Genomic DNA, 16972 nt, shown 5'->3' with positions numbered 1-16972 from the left:
CCTGTCGGCTTCAGGGCTCCATCGGCACCGCACTGGTGCACTTGATCTCGTCCAGGCACACGCTGGACTTCACGCCGCTGACACCGGGAATGCGCATCAGCGTATCGAGCAGGAAGTCGGACAGCGATTTCAGGTCGCGGGCAACCACCTTCAGCACGTAGTCGATATCGCCGGTCACCGAGAAGCACTCCTGGATCTGTGCCAGTTCCGCCACCAGCCGCTTGAAGTTGGACAGGTCGCGGATATGCCCGCGCTCCATCGTCACATGGATAAACGCGACCACGCCGAAGCCCAGCGCCGCGGCGTCCAGCCGCGCCTCGTAGCGCTTGACCAGCCCGGCCTCTTCCAGCCGGCGGTGGCGCCGCAGGGTCTGCGCCGGCGACAGCGCGATGGCCTCGGCCAGTTCCAGGTTGGATGCCCGCCCGTTTTCCTGCAGCACCCCGAGCAGGCGGCGATCGGTGCGGTCCAGGTCGATTGATTGCACTTCGGTTTCCTCGTTTCAGTGATTCAAGCAATCAAATTTCATAATCTAGGGTTTCCCTGCCTGTTTTACGAAATCCAATTTTGCCGGCCCGAATATACACTGCATCCCAGGCAAGCGCACCGCAAACCCGTTCCATGATGGGTCCGATGCCGAGCCGGCTGGCCCCGGCGCGACTGCGCAAGCAAGTGCTCAAGCCACAATATTATTTCCTGCCCCTACGTTCTTACCGAGAAAGCCATGGCCGACCTGTTTGACAACCCGATGCAGCTGATGGGCTTCGAATTCGTGGAATTCGCCTCGCCCACCCCCAACCTGCTTGAGCCGCTGTTCGAGCAGATGGGCTTCACGCTGGTGGCAAAGCACCGTTCCAAGGACGTGGTGCTGTACCGCCAGGGCGAAGTGAACTTCATCGTCAACCGCGAGCCGCACAGCCACGCCGCCTACTTTGCCGCCGAGCACGGCCCCAGCGCCTGCGGCATGGCTTTCCGCGTCAAGGATTCGCACAAGGCCTATGCCCGTGCGCTGGAACTGGGCGCGCAGCCGGTCGAGATCCCGACCGGCCCGATGGAGCTGCGCCTGCCGGCGATCAAGGGCATCGGCGGCGCGCCGCTGTACCTGATCGACCGCTTCGAGGAAGGCAAGTCGATCTATGACATCGACTTCGAGTTCATCGAAGGCGTCGACCGCCACCCGGTCGGCCACGGCCTCAAGCTGATCGACCACCTGACCCACAACGTCTACCGTGGCCGCATGGCGTATTGGGCCAATTTCTACGAAAAGTTGTTCAACTTCCGCGAAATCCGCTACTTCGACATCCAGGGCGAGTACACCGGCCTGGCCTCGAAGGCCATGACCGCGCCCGATGGTAAAATCCGCATTCCGCTGAACGAGGAATCGTCCAAGGGCGCCGGCCAGATCGAAGAGTTCCTGATGGCCTTCAACGGCGAGGGCATCCAGCACATCGCCTTCCTGACCGACAACCTGATCGAGGTCATCGACCGCCTGCAACTGGCCGGCGTGCCGCTGATGACCGCACCGAACGACTACTACTACGAGGCGCTCGACACCCGCCTGCCCGGCCACGGCCAGCCCGTCGAGCAACTGAAGTCGCGCGGCATCCTGCTGGACGGCACCACCGAAGGCGGCAAGCCCCGCCTGCTGCTGCAGATCTTCTCCAAGACCGCGCTCGGCCCGGTCTTCTTCGAGTTCATCCAGCGCCAGGGCGACGAAGGCTTCGGCGAAGGCAACTTCAAGGCACTGTTCGAGTCGCTGGAACGCGACCAGATCGAACGCGGCACGCTCAAGGTCGAGGCCTGACCGGCTTCGGCCTTCCCTGACCGGCCGCCTTCGACGGCGCGCCGGCTCCGGAAACGCGCACACCGCGGCGCGGCAGTCACCCTGCCGCGCGGGCGGTGGACGACCCCCAGGCCCAAGCGTCCGACTCCGACAAAAGCCAGAGACGCGGGCCCGCATTCCATGAGAATGGGTAGAGGAAACACTGCATGCATTCCAGCAACAACGACGGCACGCTCAAGCGCGGGCTGAAGAACCGGCATATCCAGCTGATCGCCCTCGGTGGCGCCATCGGCACCGGACTTTTCCTGGGCATCGCCCAGACCATCAAGATGGCGGGGCCCTCGGTCCTGCTGGGCTATGCGATCGCCGGCATCGTGGCGTTCTTCATCATGCGCCAGCTCGGCGAGATGGTGGTCGACGAGCCCGTCGCCGGCTCGTTCAGCTATTTTGCCGACAAGTACTGCGGCCACTTCGCCGGCTTCCTGTCGGGGTGGAACTACTGGGTGCTGTATATCCTGGTGAGCATGGCCGAGCTGTCGGCGGTCGGCATCTACGTGCAGTACTGGTGGCCGGAGATTCCCACCTGGGTCTCGGCGCTGGCGTTCTTCGTCATCATCAACGCGATCAACCTGGCCAGCGTGAAGTCCTTCGGCGAGATGGAATTCTGGTTCTCGATCATCAAGGTCGCGGCGATCATCGGCATGATCGGCTTCGGCGGCTACCTGCTGATGTCCGGCAATGCCGGGCCGCAGGCTAGCGTGGCCAACCTGTGGCAGCACGGCGGCTTCTTCCCCAACGGCATGGGCGGCCTGGTGATGGCCATGGCGGTGATCATGTTCTCGTTCGGCGGGCTGGAGCTGGTGGGCATCACCGCGGCCGAGGCGGATTCGCCCGAGAAGACCATCCCCAAGGCGACCAACCAGGTGATCTACCGCATCCTGATCTTCTACGTGGGCGCGCTGGCGGTGCTGCTGTCGCTGTACCCGTGGGAGAACGTGGTCACCGGCGGCAGCCCGTTCGTGCTGATCTTCCACGCGCTGAACAGCAACTGGGTCGCCAACGTGCTGAACGTGGTGGTGCTGACCGCGGCGCTGTCGGTCTACAACAGCGGCGTGTACTGCAACAGCCGCATGCTGTACGGCCTGGCCAAACAAGGCAACGCGCCCAGGGCGCTGCTCAAGGTCAACCAGCGCGGCATCCCGCTGACCGCACTGGCGTTCTCGGCGGTGGCCACCGCGGCGTGCGTGGTGATCAACTACTTCATGCCGGGCAAGGCCTTCGAGCTGCTGATGGGGCTGGTGGTGTCGGCGCTGATCATCAACTGGGCCATGATCAGCCTGATCCACCTGAAATTCCGTGCCGACAAGCGCCGCGCCGGCCAGGCCACGGCGTTCCAGAGCTGGGGCTATCCGCTGACCAACTACCTGTGCCTGGTGTTCCTGGCCGGCATCCTGGTGGTGATGTACCTGACCGAAGGCCTGCGCCTCTCGGTGTACCTGATCCCGGTGTGGCTGGCGGTACTCGGCGTGAGCTACCTGGTGCGCCAGAAGAAGGCCGGCGCCGCGCTGCAGGCCGGCGTGGCCGCGCAGCAGCTGCGCTGACCCGGCCGGGCGGCGCCCGCCAGGCTGCGGGCGCCGCCGGTTAAAATCCACGCTGATTCCACGCTGCCCGGCCCCTGCGCCGCGACAGCTGCCCCCCGACCCAACTCCATCGCATCCCATGTTCGCACACATCGAGGCCTTTCCCGGCGATCCGATCCTCTCGCTCAACGAGGACTTCCAGCGCGACCCGCGCACCGACAAGGTCAACCTCAGCATCGGCATCTACTTTGACGACGAAGGCCGCCTGCCGGTGATGCAGGCCGTGGCGCAGGCCGAGGCCGCGCTGCTGGCCGACATGGGCCCGCGCCCCTACCTGCCGATGTCGGGCCTGGTGGCCTACCGCAACGCGGTGCAGGCACTGGTGTTCGGCGAGGATTCGCCGGCGCGCGCCGCCGGCCGCATCGCCACGCTGCAGACGCTGGGCGGCTCGGGCGCGCTGCGCGTGGGCGCCGATTTCCTCAAGCGCTACTATCCGCAGGCGCAGGTGTGGATCAGCGACCCCAGCTGGGAAAACCACCGCGTGGTGTTCGAGCGCGCCGGCTTCACCGTCAATACCTACCCGTACTATGACGACGCCACCGGCGGCCTGAAATTCGACGCCATGATCGACGCGCTGCGCGCCATCCCGGCCGGCAGCATCGTGCTGCTGCATGCCTGCTGCCACAACCCGACCGGCGTGGACCTGAACCAGGACCAGTGGCGCCAGCTGATCGCGCTGCTCAAGGCCAACCAGCTGCTGCCGTTCGTCGACATGGCCTACCAGGGCTTTGGCGCCGGCCTGGAAGACGACGCCTTCGCCATCCGCGAACTGGTCGCGCAGGAGGTGCCGTGCCTGGTGGCCAACTCGTTCTCGAAGAACTTCTCACTGTACGGCGAGCGCTGCGGCGGCCTGAGCGTGTTCTGCAACACCGCGGCCGAGGCGTCCAACGTGCTGGGCCAGTTGACCGGCGCGGTGCGCGCCAACTACAGCAACCCGCCCACGCACGGCGCGCGCGTGGTGGCGAAAGTGCTGACCACGCCCGAGCTGCGCCAGCTGTGGGAACAGGAACTGGCCCAGATGTGCGGCCGCATCGCGCGCATGCGCGAGGCCATCCACCACCACCTGCGCGACCATGTCAGCGGCGAGGCGCTGTCGCGCTACCTGACCCAGCGCGGCATGTTCACCTACACCGGCCTCAGCGCCGATCAGGCCGAGCGCCTGCGCGAACAGCACGGCGTGTACCTGCTGCGCTCGGGCCGCATGTGCGTGGCCGGGCTGAACGAGCGCAATGTCGGCATCGTGGCCAAGGCCATCGGCAGCGTGCTGAAGAGCTGAACCTGGTCCCACACCGCCTCATCGCGGCGCCTTCGGGCGCCGTTTTTATTGGCTGCGCCACATTGCGGCCAGCGTAATTTCTACACGCACCGCGTGGCGTTTTTGACGCTTGCCGCGCCGCGTTGCCGCGCCACGCGCGGCGCCAGGGCCCGGGGCGCTGCCCGGCACTGAACTTGCAGCCTTCCGGTATTCCCGGCACCGCCCGCTGGCGCGCCGGGACCCAGACCGAAGGCTCGCCCATGTCCGAAGACAACGTTCCGGCCCATTGCAACACCACCGCCCCGCCCGGCGCCGCCGCGCGTGCGGTGACGCTCCACGTCAACGGCAACTCATGCACGCTGCAACTGGAACCGCGCTGCACGCTGCTCGACGCGCTGCGCGAAGTGCTGCAGCTGACCGGCGCCAAGAAAGGCTGCGACCGCGGCCAGTGCGGCGCCTGCACCGTGCTGGTCGACGGCCGCCGCATCAACGCCTGCCTGACGCTCGCGGTGATGCAGGAAGGCCGTGAGATCACCACCATCGAAGGCCTGGCCAGCGGCGACGCGCTGCACCCCATGCAGCAGGCCTTCGTCACCCACGATGCGCTGCAATGCGGCTTCTGCACCCCGGGCCAGATCTGCTCGGCGGTGGGCATGCTGGCCGAGGCGCAGGCCGGCCATGCCAGCGCGGTGCGGCCGCTGGACGCTGCCGCGCTGCCCCTCACCGACGATGAAATCCGCGAGCGCATGAGCGGCAACCTGTGCCGCTGCGGCGCCTATCCCAATATCGTTGCCGCGGTGCGCGAGGCTTGCGGCGCGGGCGGCGGCAGCTAAGGCTGGCCATGAATCCTTTCGCTTATGAACGGCCGGATTCGGTCGACGAGGCCGTGCGCCTGGGGAGCCAGCCGGGCGCGCGCTATGTGGCCGGCGGCACCAACCTGCTGGACCTGGTCAAGGCCGGCGTGGAAACGCCGCGGCTGCTGGTCGACGTCAGCCGGCTGCCGCTGGCGCAGGTCGCGGCGCTGCCCGATGGCGGCCTGCGCCTGGGCGCGATGGTCAGCAACACCGATGCGGCCAACCACGCGCTGGTGCGCGAGCGCTATCCGCTGCTGGCGCAGGCGCTGCTGTCGGGCGCCTCGGGGCAACTGCGCAATATGGCGACGGTGGGCGGCAACCTGCTGCAGCGCACCCGCTGCCATTACTTCTACGACCTGGGCTTCCCGGCCTGCAACAAGCGCAAGCCCGGCTCGGGCTGCGGCGCGCGCGACGGCATCAACCGCATCCACGCCATCCTGGGCGCGAGCGAGCATTGCATCGCCGTGCATCCGTCCGACATGTGCGTGGCGCTGGCCGCGCTCGAGGCCGTGATCGTTGTGCGCGCCGGCACCGGCGAGCGCCGCATCCCGATCGCCGACTTCCACCGCCTGCCCGGCAACACCCCGCAATGCGACACCATGCTCGCGCCCGGCGAGCTGATCGTCGCCATCGACCTGCCGCCTTCGCCTTATGCCGCGCACGCGCACTACCTGAAGGTGCGTGACCGCTCCAGCTTTGCCTTCGCGCTGGTCTCGGTCGCGGCGGCGCTAGACCTCGACGGCAACAACGTGCGCAGCGCCCGGCTGGCACTGGGCGGCGTGGCGCACAAGCCGTGGCGCGTGCCCGCCGCGGAACGGGTCCTGGCGGGCCGCCCGCTGAGCGCGCACAGCGCGGCGGACGCGGCGCGGCTGCTGCTCGACGGCGCGCAGCCGCATGCGCACAACGCGTTCAAGATCGGCCTGGCGCAGCGTGCCGTCGCACTCGCGCTGCAAGTGGCCAGCCGCGCGCAAGGAGCCCAGACATGAGCGTCACCGGCAGCCCGCTCGACCGCGTCGACGGCATCCCCAAGGTCACCGGCCGCGCCCGCTACACCGCCGACCACACGCTGCCGGGGCTGGTCCATGCGGTGATGGTGACCAGCACCATCGCCCGCGGCGAGATCGTCGCCATCGATGCCGACGCGTGCCAGCGCATGCCGGGCGTGCGGCTGGTGCTGACGCCGTTCAACGCCCCGCACCTGCCCAGGGGCGGCAAGGCAGCTGCCGACATCCCCACCGCCGGCCACGCCATGAGCCTGCTGCAGGACGCCGCGGTCCGCTACAACAACCAGCCCATCGCCGTGGTGGTGGCCGATACGCTGGAACAAGCGCGCGACGCCGCCCGCTGCCTGCCGGTGCAATACCGCCCGGCTGATGCCGTGCTGGACTTTGCGCAGGCCCGCGCGCATGCGCGCAAGCCGGACGAAGACGGCTCGGCCGACAGCCGCCGCGGCGACCCCGACGCCGGCCTGCGCGGCGCCGCCGCCGTGATCGACGCGGTCTACACCACGCCGATGGAAAACCACAACCCGATGGAGCCGCATGCCACCATCGCCGCCTGGGACGGCGACCAGCTCACGCTGTACGACTCGACGCAATACGTCACCGGCGTGCGCAAGGCCGCCGCGGCTGCATTCGGCCTGCCCGCGGACAAGGTGCGCGTGATCTGCCCTTACGTGGGCGGCGGCTTTGGCTGCAAGGGCTCGATGTGGTCGCACGTGGTGCTGGCCGCGATGGCGGCGCGGCAGGTCAGCCGGCCCGTCAAGCTGGTGGTGGAACGGACCCAGATGTTCGGCCCGGTGGGCGCGCGGCCGCTGACCGAGCAGCACATGATCGCGGCAGCGGCCACGGATGGGGCGCTGCGCGCCCTGCGCCATGACGTGACCGCAGGCACGGCCGCGATCGAGGAATGGCTGGAATCCGCCGCGCTGATCACGCGCCGGCTTTACGCCTGCGCCAACGTGCAGACCAGCCACCGGCTGGTGGAACTGGACATCGGCACGCCCACGTTCATGCGCGCGCCTGGCGAAGCGCCCGGCAGCTTCGCGCTGGAATGCTCGCTCGACGAACTGGCGCAACGGCTGGGCGTCGACCCGGTGGCGCTGCGCCTGCGCAACCACGCCGACACCGATCCGGACAAGCAGTTGCCGTTCTCGAGCAAGTCGCTGCGCGAATGCTATCGCGACGCCGCCGAGCGCTTCGGCTGGGCGCAGCGCAATCCCGCCCCGCGCTCGATGCACGCCGACGGCAAGCTGGTGGGCCTGGGCATGGCCACCGCCACCTACCCCACCTACCGCTCGCCGGCCAGCGCGATGGTGCGCCTGCTGCCGGACGGCACGGCGCTGGTACGGACCGGCTCGCAAGACCTCGGCACCGGCACCTACACGGTGATGACGCAGGTCGCCGCCGATGCGCTGGGCCTGCCGCCGGCGCGCGTGCGCCTGGAACTGGGCGACACCGCCTTCCCCGAGGCCCCGGTGTCGGGCGGCTCGCAGTCGGTGGCCAGCGTCGCGCCCGCCGTGCAGCAGGCGGCCGAAGCCGCACGATTGCGCCTGATCCGCCAGGCCGTGGCCGACAGCGCCTCGCCGCTCGCCGGCGCGCCGGTGGAAGACGTGGAGATTGTCGATGGCTGGCTGCAACGCCGCTCGGATCCGGCGCAGCGCGAGCCCATGTCCGCGCCGATCACACGCGCAGGCGGCCGCGCGATCGAAGCGCGCGCCAGCACCCGGCCCGGCAAGGAGCGCCAGGCGTACGCCATGCACGCCTTCGGCGCCGTCTTTGCCGAAGTCCGCGTCGACCCCGTGCTGGGCGAGGTCCGCGTCCACCGCGTCGTTGCCAGCTACGGCGCCGGCCGGCTGCTGAACCGCAAGACCGCGCACAGCCAGCTGATGGGCGGCATTGTCTGGGGCATCGGCATGGCGCTGCACGAGAAGACCGAGCTGGACCTGGCCACCGGGCGAGTCGCCAACGCCAACCTGGCCGAGTACCACGTGCCGGTCAATGCCGACATCGGCACCATCGACGTCAACGTGGTGGACGAGGACGATCCGCATATCAACGCGCTCGGCACCAAGGGCATCGGCGAGATCGGCATCGTCGGCGTGGCCGCGGCCATTGCCAATGCCGTGTACCACGCCACCGGCCGGCGCGTGCGCGACCTGCCGATCACGCTGGACAAGCTGCTCGACTGAACGCCGTCCCGGCACCGGGCGAGACCCCACAGGCATCCACGCGGGCCGCGCCAGTTGCGCCGGCCGCGATCCGGTGGAAAGATGTCGCCCACGGGCTCCCGCGCCCGCAACCTGACTGCCCGCCGTGCGGGCATGGAGGCTGCCGTGACCGAGCGAATTCCACCGCGTCCGTACTCGTGCATCGCGCTGCTGCTGGCCGCCGGCGCGGCGCTGGCGCCGGGCCTGACCAGCGCCCAGACGCCGGCACCGCTGGCCGAATGGCAGTTCTCCGCCGGCATTCCGCTGCAGAAGCTGTTCGTCGACGACATCCCCGACTGGCAGGTCCGCCTTGGCGCCGCGGCGATGCTGCGGCCGCGCTACGACGGCTCGTCCGAGTACATCGTGGTCGGCGGCCCCAGCATCGATATCCGCTACCGCGACCTGGCCTTCGCGTCGATCGGCGAAGGGCTCGGCGTGAACGTGCTGCGCGGCAAGAACTGGCGCGCGGGCATCGCGCTGACCTACAACCTGGGCCGGCGCGGGCAAAACGACTCGCCGCACCTGGACGGCATGGGCAATATCAACCCGGCGCCGGAAGGCAAGCTGTTCGCCGAATACGCGGTCTCGAAGGCATTGCCGCTGGTGCTGCGCATCGATGCGCGCCGCAGCCTGGGCGGCAGCGACGGCTGGATCGGCGACATCGGCGCCTACATGCCGCTGCCCGGCAGCTCCGAACGATTCTTCTGGTTCGCCGGCCCCACCGTCACGCTGGCCGACTCGCGCTACATGAACGCCTGGTACGGCGTCAGCGCCGCGCAGGCGCGCGCCGGCCGGCCGCAGTACCACGCGCGCGGCGGGATCAAGTCATACGGCTTCGGCGTGACCTCGGTGTGGTACTTCGCCAAACACTGGTTTGCCAGCTCGGACGTGGCCGTGTCGCAACTGGCGGGCGATGCGGCCGACAGCCCCATCACGCGCAAGCGGACCAACGCGGTGTTCGACCTGTCGGTCAACTACGAATTCTGACGAGCGTCGCGGCCTGGCTGGTTCGGCTATCGCACATTGGATGGCCTGCCCCCGCCATTCAGCCGCCCCTGGCGCGGCTGCGTGTCCACTGCGTCCCGCATAATTGGCCAGCCGGAGTTCCGGCCGCAGCCCCCGCCAGGGGATTGCCAAGCATGCCAAAGAAGGAGACGTAGTTGAAGTCCAGCATCAAGCATCGCGTCGCGCGCAGCGCGCGTTCCATCGCCATCGCCGCCGCCGGCGTGGCCGCCCTCCACACCGCCCCCACTGCCCTCGCCGCCGACTGGCCGGCCAAGCCGATCAAGGTGATCGTGCCCTACACCCCGGGCGGCTCCACCGACACGGTGTCGCGGGTCGTCTTCGAGCAGGTCTCGCAACGGCTGGGCCAGCCCATCATCATCGAGAACAAGCCCGGTGCCAACAGCACGCTGGGCGTCGGCGTCGCCGCGCGCTCGGCGCCGGACGGCTACACCTTTGTCTCGGTGCTGGCCGCCTACAGCGCCAACATGTCGCTGTATTCCAAGCTCAGCTACAAGCCCGCCGACCTGGTGCCGGTGGCCGAAATGGCCGAGCTGCCGCTGTTCCTGTTCGCCAGCAAGAAGCTGCCGGTCAAGACCGTAGCCGAGCTGGTCGACTACGGCAAGAAGCATCCCGACACGCTGACCTTCGGCTCCAGCGGCGTCGGCAGCTCCGCCCACCTGACCGGCGAACGCCTGGCGATGGAGTCGAAGCTCAAGCTGACCCACGTGCCCTACAACGGCAGCGCGCCGATCCTGCCCGCGCTGGTGTCCGGCGAGGTCTCGGTGGCGTTCGACCCGCTGCTGGTGCCAATGCCGCACGTCAAGTCCGGCAAGATCAACGTGCTGGCCGTCGCTTCCGCCAAGCGCTGGCCGGGCGAGCCCAATATCCCGACCATGGAAGAAGCCGGCTTCCCCGGCTTCGTCATGAGTTCATGGACCGGCCTGCTGGCACCGGCAGGCACGCCGCAGCCGATCGTCGCGCGCATGGCGAAGGAAATCGCCGCGGCCACGCGCAGCCCGGAAGTCACGAAGAAGCTGACCGACCTGGGCTTTGTGCCGGTGGGCGGCACGCCTGAAGAATTCCGCAAGCTGATCGAGCGCGATACGAAGCGGTACGCGGAGATCGTGAAGGCCGGGAAGATTACGCTGGACTAAGACAGCGGGCTTGCGGCAAGCGTGGCAGGTGCCTGGCGGCGGCAAGCGCCACCGCGGCAGCCGCCACGCTGCGCCGCGCTTACCAGCGGTGCTGGTACATCGCCGTCAGCGTGATGCCCGGCGCCGGCAGCCGGCTGGTGTTGTTGCTGTTGCGCAGCAGCTGGCTGTACAGCGGGTAGTAGTTGCGGTTGAACAGGTTCTCGATGCCGACCGTGATCGTGTCCTTGCGCGTCAGCTCATAGCGGCTGATCAGGTCCACCGTGGTATAGCTGCTGACGTCGCGCCGCCCGAAGCTGTTCTGCCCGTTGAGCCGGTAATCGCGGCTGGCGTAGTAGCTCAGCTGCACGCGGTTGCTCCACTGGCTCACCGGCCGGAACTGCAGGTAGGCCGTGAGCTTGAGCGGCGGGATGCGGTACCCGGTCATGTCCTGGAAGCCGGCGCTGGCCTGCGGCCGTTCGCGCCCGTTGATCCAGGTGATGGTGCCGCCCGCGCCCCAGCGCTCGTCATCGGAGCGGTAGTCGGCCGCCGCTTCCACGCCGGCGATGCGCTCTTCGGTACGGGTCAGGATCAGGCCGTTGTTGAAGCTCTGCACGTCGCCCAGCTTGGACGTGGTGTAGAACAGCGCCACGCTCGCCAGCGTATTGCCCAGCGCACCGCGCCAGCCCACTTCATAGTTGTTGGTCTTGACCGGGTCCAGGCTGGACGAATTGATGTCGAAGCCCGCGCGCGCGTTGCGGACCTGCAGGCCGATATCCGGCAACTGGAAGCCCTGGCTGAACGAGGCATAGAACTCCTGGCCCTTGACCGGCGCATAGGCCGCGCCCAGGTTGAACAGCCAGGCGCCATAGTTGACCGTGCCGCCCTTGACCGTGGCCGGGTTGCTCGCGCGCGATTGCGACAGCGGCACGAAATCATCGAAGCTGGCGCTGGCGCGCTCATAACGCAGGCCGCCCTCGGCCGACCACTGCTCGCTGAACTTGTGCTGCAGCTGGCCGAAGATGCCGCCACTGCGCGTGGTCAGCGGCGGCATGTAGGTGGCCGTGCCGATGCGGTTGAAGACCAGCCCGCCGCTGCTGTCGTAGGCGCGCGGGTCGAACAGGTCCAGCGGCATGTCGCTGCGCTCCTGGTTGTAGTCGGCGCCCCACAGCAGCTTGGTGGCCTTGGCGTTGCCCAGCGGCGTGCTGATGGTCAGGCGGCCGCCGAACACGTCGCTGTTCTGGCTGATCTGGTCGACATTGCCGCCGCGCGTGGCCACGGCGCGCGCATCGAACGGCGGGAACCGCGTGAAGTAATCGCGGTAATAGAACTGGCTCGATACCGTGCTGCCGAACAGGTCCTGGTGCTGGTAGTCCAGGTTGACCACGGTATTGCGCAGCTCGTTCTGGTTCTCCAGCTGCAGGCCGCGAATCGCGCGCGCGGCGGTGGAGCCGGCCGGCGCACGCGCGACCGACGGATCGGACGCATAGTCGGTGTTCTGCTTCGCCTGGTAGCGGCTGACGCTCAACTGCAGCCGCTGCTGGCCGTCGATGCGCCAGCCCAGCTTGCCGCTCAGGTTGTAGACGTTGGAATCGAACAGATCGCCCTGGCTGGGCTCCGGCGCAATGCGGTGGCCTTCGGCATCGTAAGGGCTGCCGATGCGCTGCGCGCCCAGGTGGAAGGCATAGTCGATCGGCCCCTGGCTGTCGGAAAAATGCTGCTGCACATTGGCGCTCAGCCCTTCCCTGCTCAGCCGCGTCAGCGGCGTGCCCAGCGTGACCGTGGTGTCCGCGCTGGGCGGCCCGCCGGCCTGGCGCGTGGTGATCGAGATAATGCCGCCGCTGGCCCCCGCCCCGTACAGCGCGCTGCTGCCGCGCAGCACCTCGATGCGCTCGATATTGCTCGGGTCGATGGTGGCCAGGTTGCGCGCCGAGTCGCGGTTGGTGTTCAGCGGGATGCCATCGACCAGCACCAGCGCGCTGCGCCCGCGCAGCGTCTGGCCGAAATCCGTCACCGTACGGCTGGAATCGGCCATGCCCGGGATGACCTTGCTGAGCATGGTGGCAAGGTTGGTCGAACCCGTGCGAAGCTCGTCCAGCTCCTCGCGTTCGATCACCGTGACCTGCCGCATCGGGTTGACCAGGTCGCTCTTGATCCGGTCGACACGCACCTCCACGGCATTCAGGCTGCCCGCTTCCACCGACGCGGCCGGGGCCTGAGCCTGGGACTGGGCCTGTGCGAAGGAGACCAGCGGCATGGTGCCCGCGATGGCACAGATCAGCAGGGACAGCGGGCGGGGACGAAGGGCGAAACGGATAGGGGTGGCCGGAAGGGATTGCATGGTGGCAGCAGGCGCGCGCAGAGGGTTTTAATGATTTGTAACAAAACCGGGAATGATAATGATTCCTGATTGTGTTAGCAAGCGCTGGTGCTGCGCACGTTATGTCATGGGCCGCATACAGTCTGCAGCGGGAAGGCCGGTCCAATTGCTTTGGACCAACAAGCGTGTTCTCACGCCTTCGAGGAGAAACACAGCCAAGACTTCGTGTGACCTAGCGATTCAACCCGTTGACGGCGTATCGGGCAATCTCCGCAGCGATAGCTTCGCGATCCTTCCTGGTCTCGCTTTTCCTGGGTTGATACCAGCGTGACGTCCAGTTCAATGCGCCAAGCAGCGCTTTGACCACGATCCGGACGTCCATTTCGCGGAACTCCCCATTGGCCACACCCTCCTCCAGGACCTGAAGGTACAGGCGTTCGTTACCATCGCGCAGCGCAGTAATGCGCTTGATCTCAGCGCGCTCTTCTTCCGTGGTGCGCCCGCCCAATTGCAACTCCAGGCCCTGGGCGGCAACCCGAAGATAATCCAGATGCTCCATCATCAGGAGCGAATGAGCGAATGCCATGGACTCGAGACGCTGGCGGGCCGGGGCCTCCGAACTGGCAGCCGGCTCGATGGCTGCCCTGGTCAGCTCCATGGCGCGACGCTGGACCGCAAAAAACAATATCGTTTTGCTGCGGAAATGGTAATAGATGATCCCCTTGGTCGCGCCATAGCTATCGCTGATGTCGTCAAGCGAGGTGGCGGCAAAGCCAAGCTTCATGAAGACCGACGCGGCGGCATCAAGAATGGCGAGTTGCTTCTCATCGCCTTCTGGCGTTCCGATCTGACGTTTGCGCCCCATAAGAAATGCTCTGTTGGTTTTTGATTCACGGCGGCGCCCGCTTGTCCAACGAACAACGGCAGACGACGTCTATCAAGGGATGCAAAGATATCAGATTCACTTCGGCGACGCCGCTCCCTGCAGCGCCGCGTAGCCTCGATTACAGCTTGGGAATATTGAAACGCTTCACCAGCTTCGACTCTCTATCAATCTCGGCTTTCTGAAAAGCGCGAAGCTGTTCAGCCGTGCCAGTGAACGCACTGAAGTTGTTTTGCTCGAGGTATTGAGCTGTCTCCGCATCCTTGAATACCGTCAGAAGCGTACTTTCGAGCCGGGACACAACGGCCTTGGGCGTACCCTTGGGTGCAAAGATGCCCCACCATGCCACCTGGAAATACTCCTTGTATCCAAGCTCCTGGAGCGTCGGGGTTTCCGGTTCGCTTTTCATGCGGCGATCAGAGGTTAGCGCAAGCATGCGCAGCTTGCCGCCCTTGACCAGAGGAAGTCCGGCACTGTACTCGGCGATGGCAAAGTCCACCTGCTTGCCGGCCAGATCGGTCAAGGTAGGGCTGCTTCCCTTGTAGGAGATCGCGTTGGCCTTGGCCCCCACCAAAGACATCAACCATTCGGTCGCAATGTTGTAAGTCGCACTGCCACTGCCATAGTTGAGTTTGCCAGGCACCTTCTTTGCCTCTGCAAACAGGTCTTCCGCCGTCTTGAAGGGGGAGTCCGCCGGCACATAGACGCCCATGGGCGAATACGCGAGACGCGCCACAGGTTCAAGGTCGGTAAGCGGGTTATATGGCAGCTTTTCGTAGAGGGCGACATTAGTGGTCACCGGTCCGTTTGCGGCCCAAAGCAATGTGTAGCCGTCCGCCGGCGCATTGACGACTGTTTGCGCCGCGATGATTGCGTTGCCTCCCGGCTTGTTCTCGATCACGACTGGCTTGCCAAGTGCGGTTTCCATGCGCCTTGCCGCATAGCGAGCTACCGTATCCGTTCCGGATCCAGGGGGATAGGGCACTACCAGCTTGATTGGCCGATCAGGGTAGCCGCCCTGGGCAAAGGCGGCTTGAGGCATCAGCGAGATGCCGGCCAATGCCATCATTGCCATGTACTGTTTCATCTTTGTCTCCTCTTCGGGTTGTGTCAGGTCATGCTCGGAAAGCTGTTTGCGGATGCAAGGCGACTCTGCCAATCACCTTGCGCTCCGTAATCGCCCCGAGTGCGTCTTTGAAATGCGCAAGCGGGTAAGTCGCATAGGTCTCGGGACGGAGCTTTCCCGCGGCAGCCCAGCCCAACATTTCATCGAATGCGCCGCGGACACGGTCCTGCATGGAGGCCGGCGGTGCTTGCTTGCCCCAACCCATGTAGTAGCCCCAATAGATTCCGATGACAGAGACGTTCTTGACCAGCACCAGATTGGCGGGAATCTGCGGAATCGTCCCGCCGGCAAAGCCCATCGGAATGATTCGTCCGTCCGGAGCGATGCATCGCAGCGATTCGGTGAAGGTGTCACCGCCCACCGGATCGAAGATGACATCGGCACCGCGTTGAGATGTTTCGCGGAGAACAACATCGCGGAAGTTCTCGGTGCGGTAATTGACCGTGACGTCTGCGCCGTGACGCCGGGCCGCCTCGAGTTTGCCGGCGTCGCCTGCTGTAGCGATGACGCGCGCGCCGAGCCTCTTTCCGACCTCGACCGCAGCCAAACCACTGCCCCCCGCAGCGCCATGCACCAGCAGTGTTTCCCCTGCCGCAACGTTTGCACGCCATTTGAGCGCACCGTACGCCGTCGCGTAGATAGTCGGAAACTGCACTGCCGCGTCAAAGCCGACTGCATCCGGCAGGGCAAACACCGTGGCCTCCGGGGCCACGACTTGCTCGGCAAAACCCCCGATACGGACGCCCGCTACCACCCGGTCGCCTGGCTTAAAGAGCGAGGTCTCGTCTCCGCATTCCAACACGATGCCGGCGATCTCGGTCCCTGGCGTGAACGGAGGATCCCAGCGGTTTTGATGCTTGCCCTCCAGTACGAGCAGGTTGGCAAAGCTCACGCCGGCCGAATGGACCTGAATTCGGATTCCGTCCGATCGCATGCCCGGCGGATCGACTTCGGTCAACTCGGTATGGTCGAGGCCAAGCCGGTGGCAGACGACTGCTTTCATGCTGCGGCTCCGTGGCGGCCCATCCCCGTGGCGAAGCGGATTGCGCCCGCTTTGGCTTCGATGCGCTTGGCACGCTCGGCCAGTTCGGCCTCGATAGTGAGCGCGTCGCTCATGGCCTCGCCGTCTTGCCGGTACACGGATTCGCGATCTGAGTTCATGGCAATCTGGGGGAAAGCGGCAATCGTCGCGGCCAGGGCCTCGGCGGTTGCCCGTGCGGTCCCATCGGGTACCACACGCGTTGCCAGGCCCATCTGCAAGGCTTCCTCGGCGGACACCATGCGGGCGGTCAGCAGCATGTCCAGCGCCCGGCTGGTACCAATCAACCTCGGTAGCCTGACCGTTGTACCGTCGCTCATGGGCACCCCCCATCGACGTGACAGCACCGCAAAGGAGGCCGACTCCTCGGCAACGCGGATGTCGCACCAGAGCGCCAGGCCTAACCCTCCAGCGCATGCGTGGCCTGCAACTGCCGCGATAACCGGTTTGCGTGCCGGCCTGGACAGCGGGCCGCCCGATCCGGCCCAAGCATCGTATTCCGCTCCGCCCGCCAGTTCCTTCAGATCCGCGCCAGCGCAGAACGCGCCTCCCGCTCCGCAGAGCACGGCGACGCTTGCTTCATCATCGTTTTCGAAGGCACGAATCGCTGCACCGAGGGCTGCGGTCGCCTCACGGTCGAGCGCGTTGCGCACTTCCGGGCGGTTGATGACAATGGTTGTTACCGCACCGTTCTTTTCAGTCAGGATCTTTTCTTTCATAACTGCGACACCA

General features: G+C 66.5%; 14 protein-coding genes. 8 read left to right on the top strand and 6 right to left on the bottom strand.

The window, feature by feature from the left end:
- Positions 1–10: 10 nt before the first annotated feature.
- Positions 11–484, bottom strand: a complete 474-nt coding sequence (locus CBM2594_RS19355) for an Lrp/AsnC family transcriptional regulator (RefSeq protein ID WP_116358427.1) — start codon at positions 482–484, stop codon at positions 11–13.
- A gap of 237 nt (positions 485–721) precedes the next feature.
- On the opposite strand from CBM2594_RS19355, the gene hppD reads away from it, so the two are divergent.
- The 8 genes from hppD to CBM2594_RS19315 all read left to right on the top strand — a co-directional run bounded on the left by hppD (position 722) and on the right by CBM2594_RS19315 (position 10896).
- Positions 722–1801 carry a 4-hydroxyphenylpyruvate dioxygenase gene (gene hppD, locus CBM2594_RS19350; protein ID WP_092312761.1) on the top strand — a complete coding sequence of 360 codons (1080 nt, stop codon included), beginning with the start codon at positions 722–724 and terminating at the stop codon, positions 1799–1801.
- A gap of 185 nt (positions 1802–1986) precedes the next feature.
- Positions 1987–3381, top strand: coding sequence for an amino acid permease (locus tag CBM2594_RS19345; RefSeq protein ID WP_116358426.1), 1395 nt, complete (start codon positions 1987–1989; stop codon positions 3379–3381).
- Positions 3382–3499: 118 nt separating this feature from the next.
- Entirely contained in the window at positions 3500–4696 is a 1197-nt protein-coding gene (locus CBM2594_RS19340; RefSeq protein ID WP_116358425.1) for an amino acid aminotransferase, read from the top strand.
- Positions 4697–4863: 167 nt separating this feature from the next.
- A complete protein-coding gene (locus CBM2594_RS19335; protein ID WP_373457613.1) occupies positions 4864–5508 on the top strand; it encodes a 2Fe-2S iron-sulfur cluster-binding protein in 645 nt (214 codons plus the stop codon).
- 8 nt (positions 5509–5516) lie between these two features.
- Positions 5517–6515: an FAD binding domain-containing protein gene (locus tag CBM2594_RS19330; protein ID WP_116358424.1), complete on the top strand. Its 999-nt coding sequence runs from the start codon at positions 5517–5519 to the stop codon at positions 6513–6515.
- A complete protein-coding gene (locus CBM2594_RS19325) occupies positions 6512–8719 on the top strand; it encodes a xanthine dehydrogenase family protein molybdopterin-binding subunit (protein ID WP_116358423.1) in 2208 nt (735 codons plus the stop codon). Before CBM2594_RS19330 ends, CBM2594_RS19325 begins: the two co-directional genes overlap by 4 nt.
- A gap of 132 nt (positions 8720–8851) precedes the next feature.
- Positions 8852–9724 (top strand): MipA/OmpV family protein, encoded by an 873-nt coding sequence (locus tag CBM2594_RS19320; RefSeq protein ID WP_116359686.1) that lies wholly within the window; start codon positions 8852–8854, stop codon positions 9722–9724.
- Positions 9725–9897: 173 nt separating this feature from the next.
- Entirely contained in the window at positions 9898–10896 is a 999-nt protein-coding gene (locus CBM2594_RS19315) for a Bug family tripartite tricarboxylate transporter substrate binding protein (protein ID WP_116358422.1), read from the top strand.
- 79 nt (positions 10897–10975) lie between these two features.
- Here CBM2594_RS19315 and CBM2594_RS19310 read toward each other — a convergent pair whose 3' ends face one another.
- The 5 genes from CBM2594_RS19310 to CBM2594_RS19290 form a co-directional block, all read right to left on the bottom strand.
- Positions 10976–13213 (bottom strand): TonB-dependent receptor, encoded by a 2238-nt coding sequence (locus CBM2594_RS19310; RefSeq protein ID WP_116358421.1) that lies wholly within the window; start codon positions 13211–13213, stop codon positions 10976–10978.
- Positions 13214–13424: 211 nt separating this feature from the next.
- The gene (locus tag CBM2594_RS19305; RefSeq protein ID WP_116358420.1) at positions 13425–14057 is read right to left on the bottom strand and encodes a TetR/AcrR family transcriptional regulator; all 633 of its coding nucleotides are present in this window, start codon (positions 14055–14057) and stop codon (positions 13425–13427) included.
- 139 nt (positions 14058–14196) lie between these two features.
- A complete protein-coding gene (locus tag CBM2594_RS19300; protein WP_116358419.1) occupies positions 14197–15162 on the bottom strand; it encodes a Bug family tripartite tricarboxylate transporter substrate binding protein in 966 nt (321 codons plus the stop codon).
- A 28-nt stretch (positions 15163–15190) separates the two neighbouring features.
- Complete coding sequence (locus CBM2594_RS19295) at positions 15191–16204, bottom strand: NADPH:quinone oxidoreductase family protein (protein WP_116358418.1); 1014 nt, start codon at positions 16202–16204, stop codon at positions 15191–15193.
- The gene (locus CBM2594_RS19290) at positions 16201–16959 is read right to left on the bottom strand and encodes a crotonase/enoyl-CoA hydratase family protein (protein ID WP_116358417.1); all 759 of its coding nucleotides are present in this window, start codon (positions 16957–16959) and stop codon (positions 16201–16203) included. Before CBM2594_RS19290 ends, CBM2594_RS19295 begins: the two co-directional genes overlap by 4 nt.
- Positions 16960–16972 lie beyond the last annotated feature (13 nt).

The organism is Cupriavidus taiwanensis (assembly GCF_900249755.1).
Taxonomy (GTDB): Bacteria; Pseudomonadota; Gammaproteobacteria; order Burkholderiales; family Burkholderiaceae; genus Cupriavidus; species Cupriavidus taiwanensis_D.
The sequence above is the reverse complement of the archived record's forward strand: the minus strand, read 5'-3'. Positions and strand labels throughout refer to the sequence as shown.

Bases quoted from the DNA above. Each gene is read 5' to 3' on its own strand.
- CBM2594_RS19305 (WP_116358420.1), bottom strand. From the start codon at position 14,057: ATGGGGCGCAAACGTCAGATCGGAACGCCAGAAGGCGATGAGAAGCAA.
- CBM2594_RS19345 (WP_116358426.1), top strand. From the start codon at position 1,987: ATGCATTCCAGCAACAACGACGGCACGCTCAAGCGCGGGCTGAAGAAC.
- CBM2594_RS19290 (WP_116358417.1), bottom strand. From the start codon at position 16,959: ATGAAAGAAAAGATCCTGACTGAAAAGAACGGTGCGGTAACAACCATT.
- CBM2594_RS19330 (WP_116358424.1), top strand. From the start codon at position 5,517: ATGAATCCTTTCGCTTATGAACGGCCGGATTCGGTCGACGAGGCCGTG.
- hppD (WP_092312761.1), top strand. From the start codon at position 722: ATGGCCGACCTGTTTGACAACCCGATGCAGCTGATGGGCTTCGAATTC.
- CBM2594_RS19300 (WP_116358419.1), bottom strand. From the start codon at position 15,162: ATGAAACAGTACATGGCAATGATGGCATTGGCCGGCATCTCGCTGATG.
- CBM2594_RS19310 (WP_116358421.1), bottom strand. From the start codon at position 13,213: ATGCAATCCCTTCCGGCCACCCCTATCCGTTTCGCCCTTCGTCCCCGC.
- CBM2594_RS19320 (WP_116359686.1), top strand. From the start codon at position 8,852: ATGGAGGCTGCCGTGACCGAGCGAATTCCACCGCGTCCGTACTCGTGC.
- CBM2594_RS19295 (WP_116358418.1), bottom strand. From the start codon at position 16,204: ATGAAAGCAGTCGTCTGCCACCGGCTTGGCCTCGACCATACCGAGTTG.
- CBM2594_RS19325 (WP_116358423.1), top strand. From the start codon at position 6,512: ATGAGCGTCACCGGCAGCCCGCTCGACCGCGTCGACGGCATCCCCAAG.
- CBM2594_RS19340 (WP_116358425.1), top strand. From the start codon at position 3,500: ATGTTCGCACACATCGAGGCCTTTCCCGGCGATCCGATCCTCTCGCTC.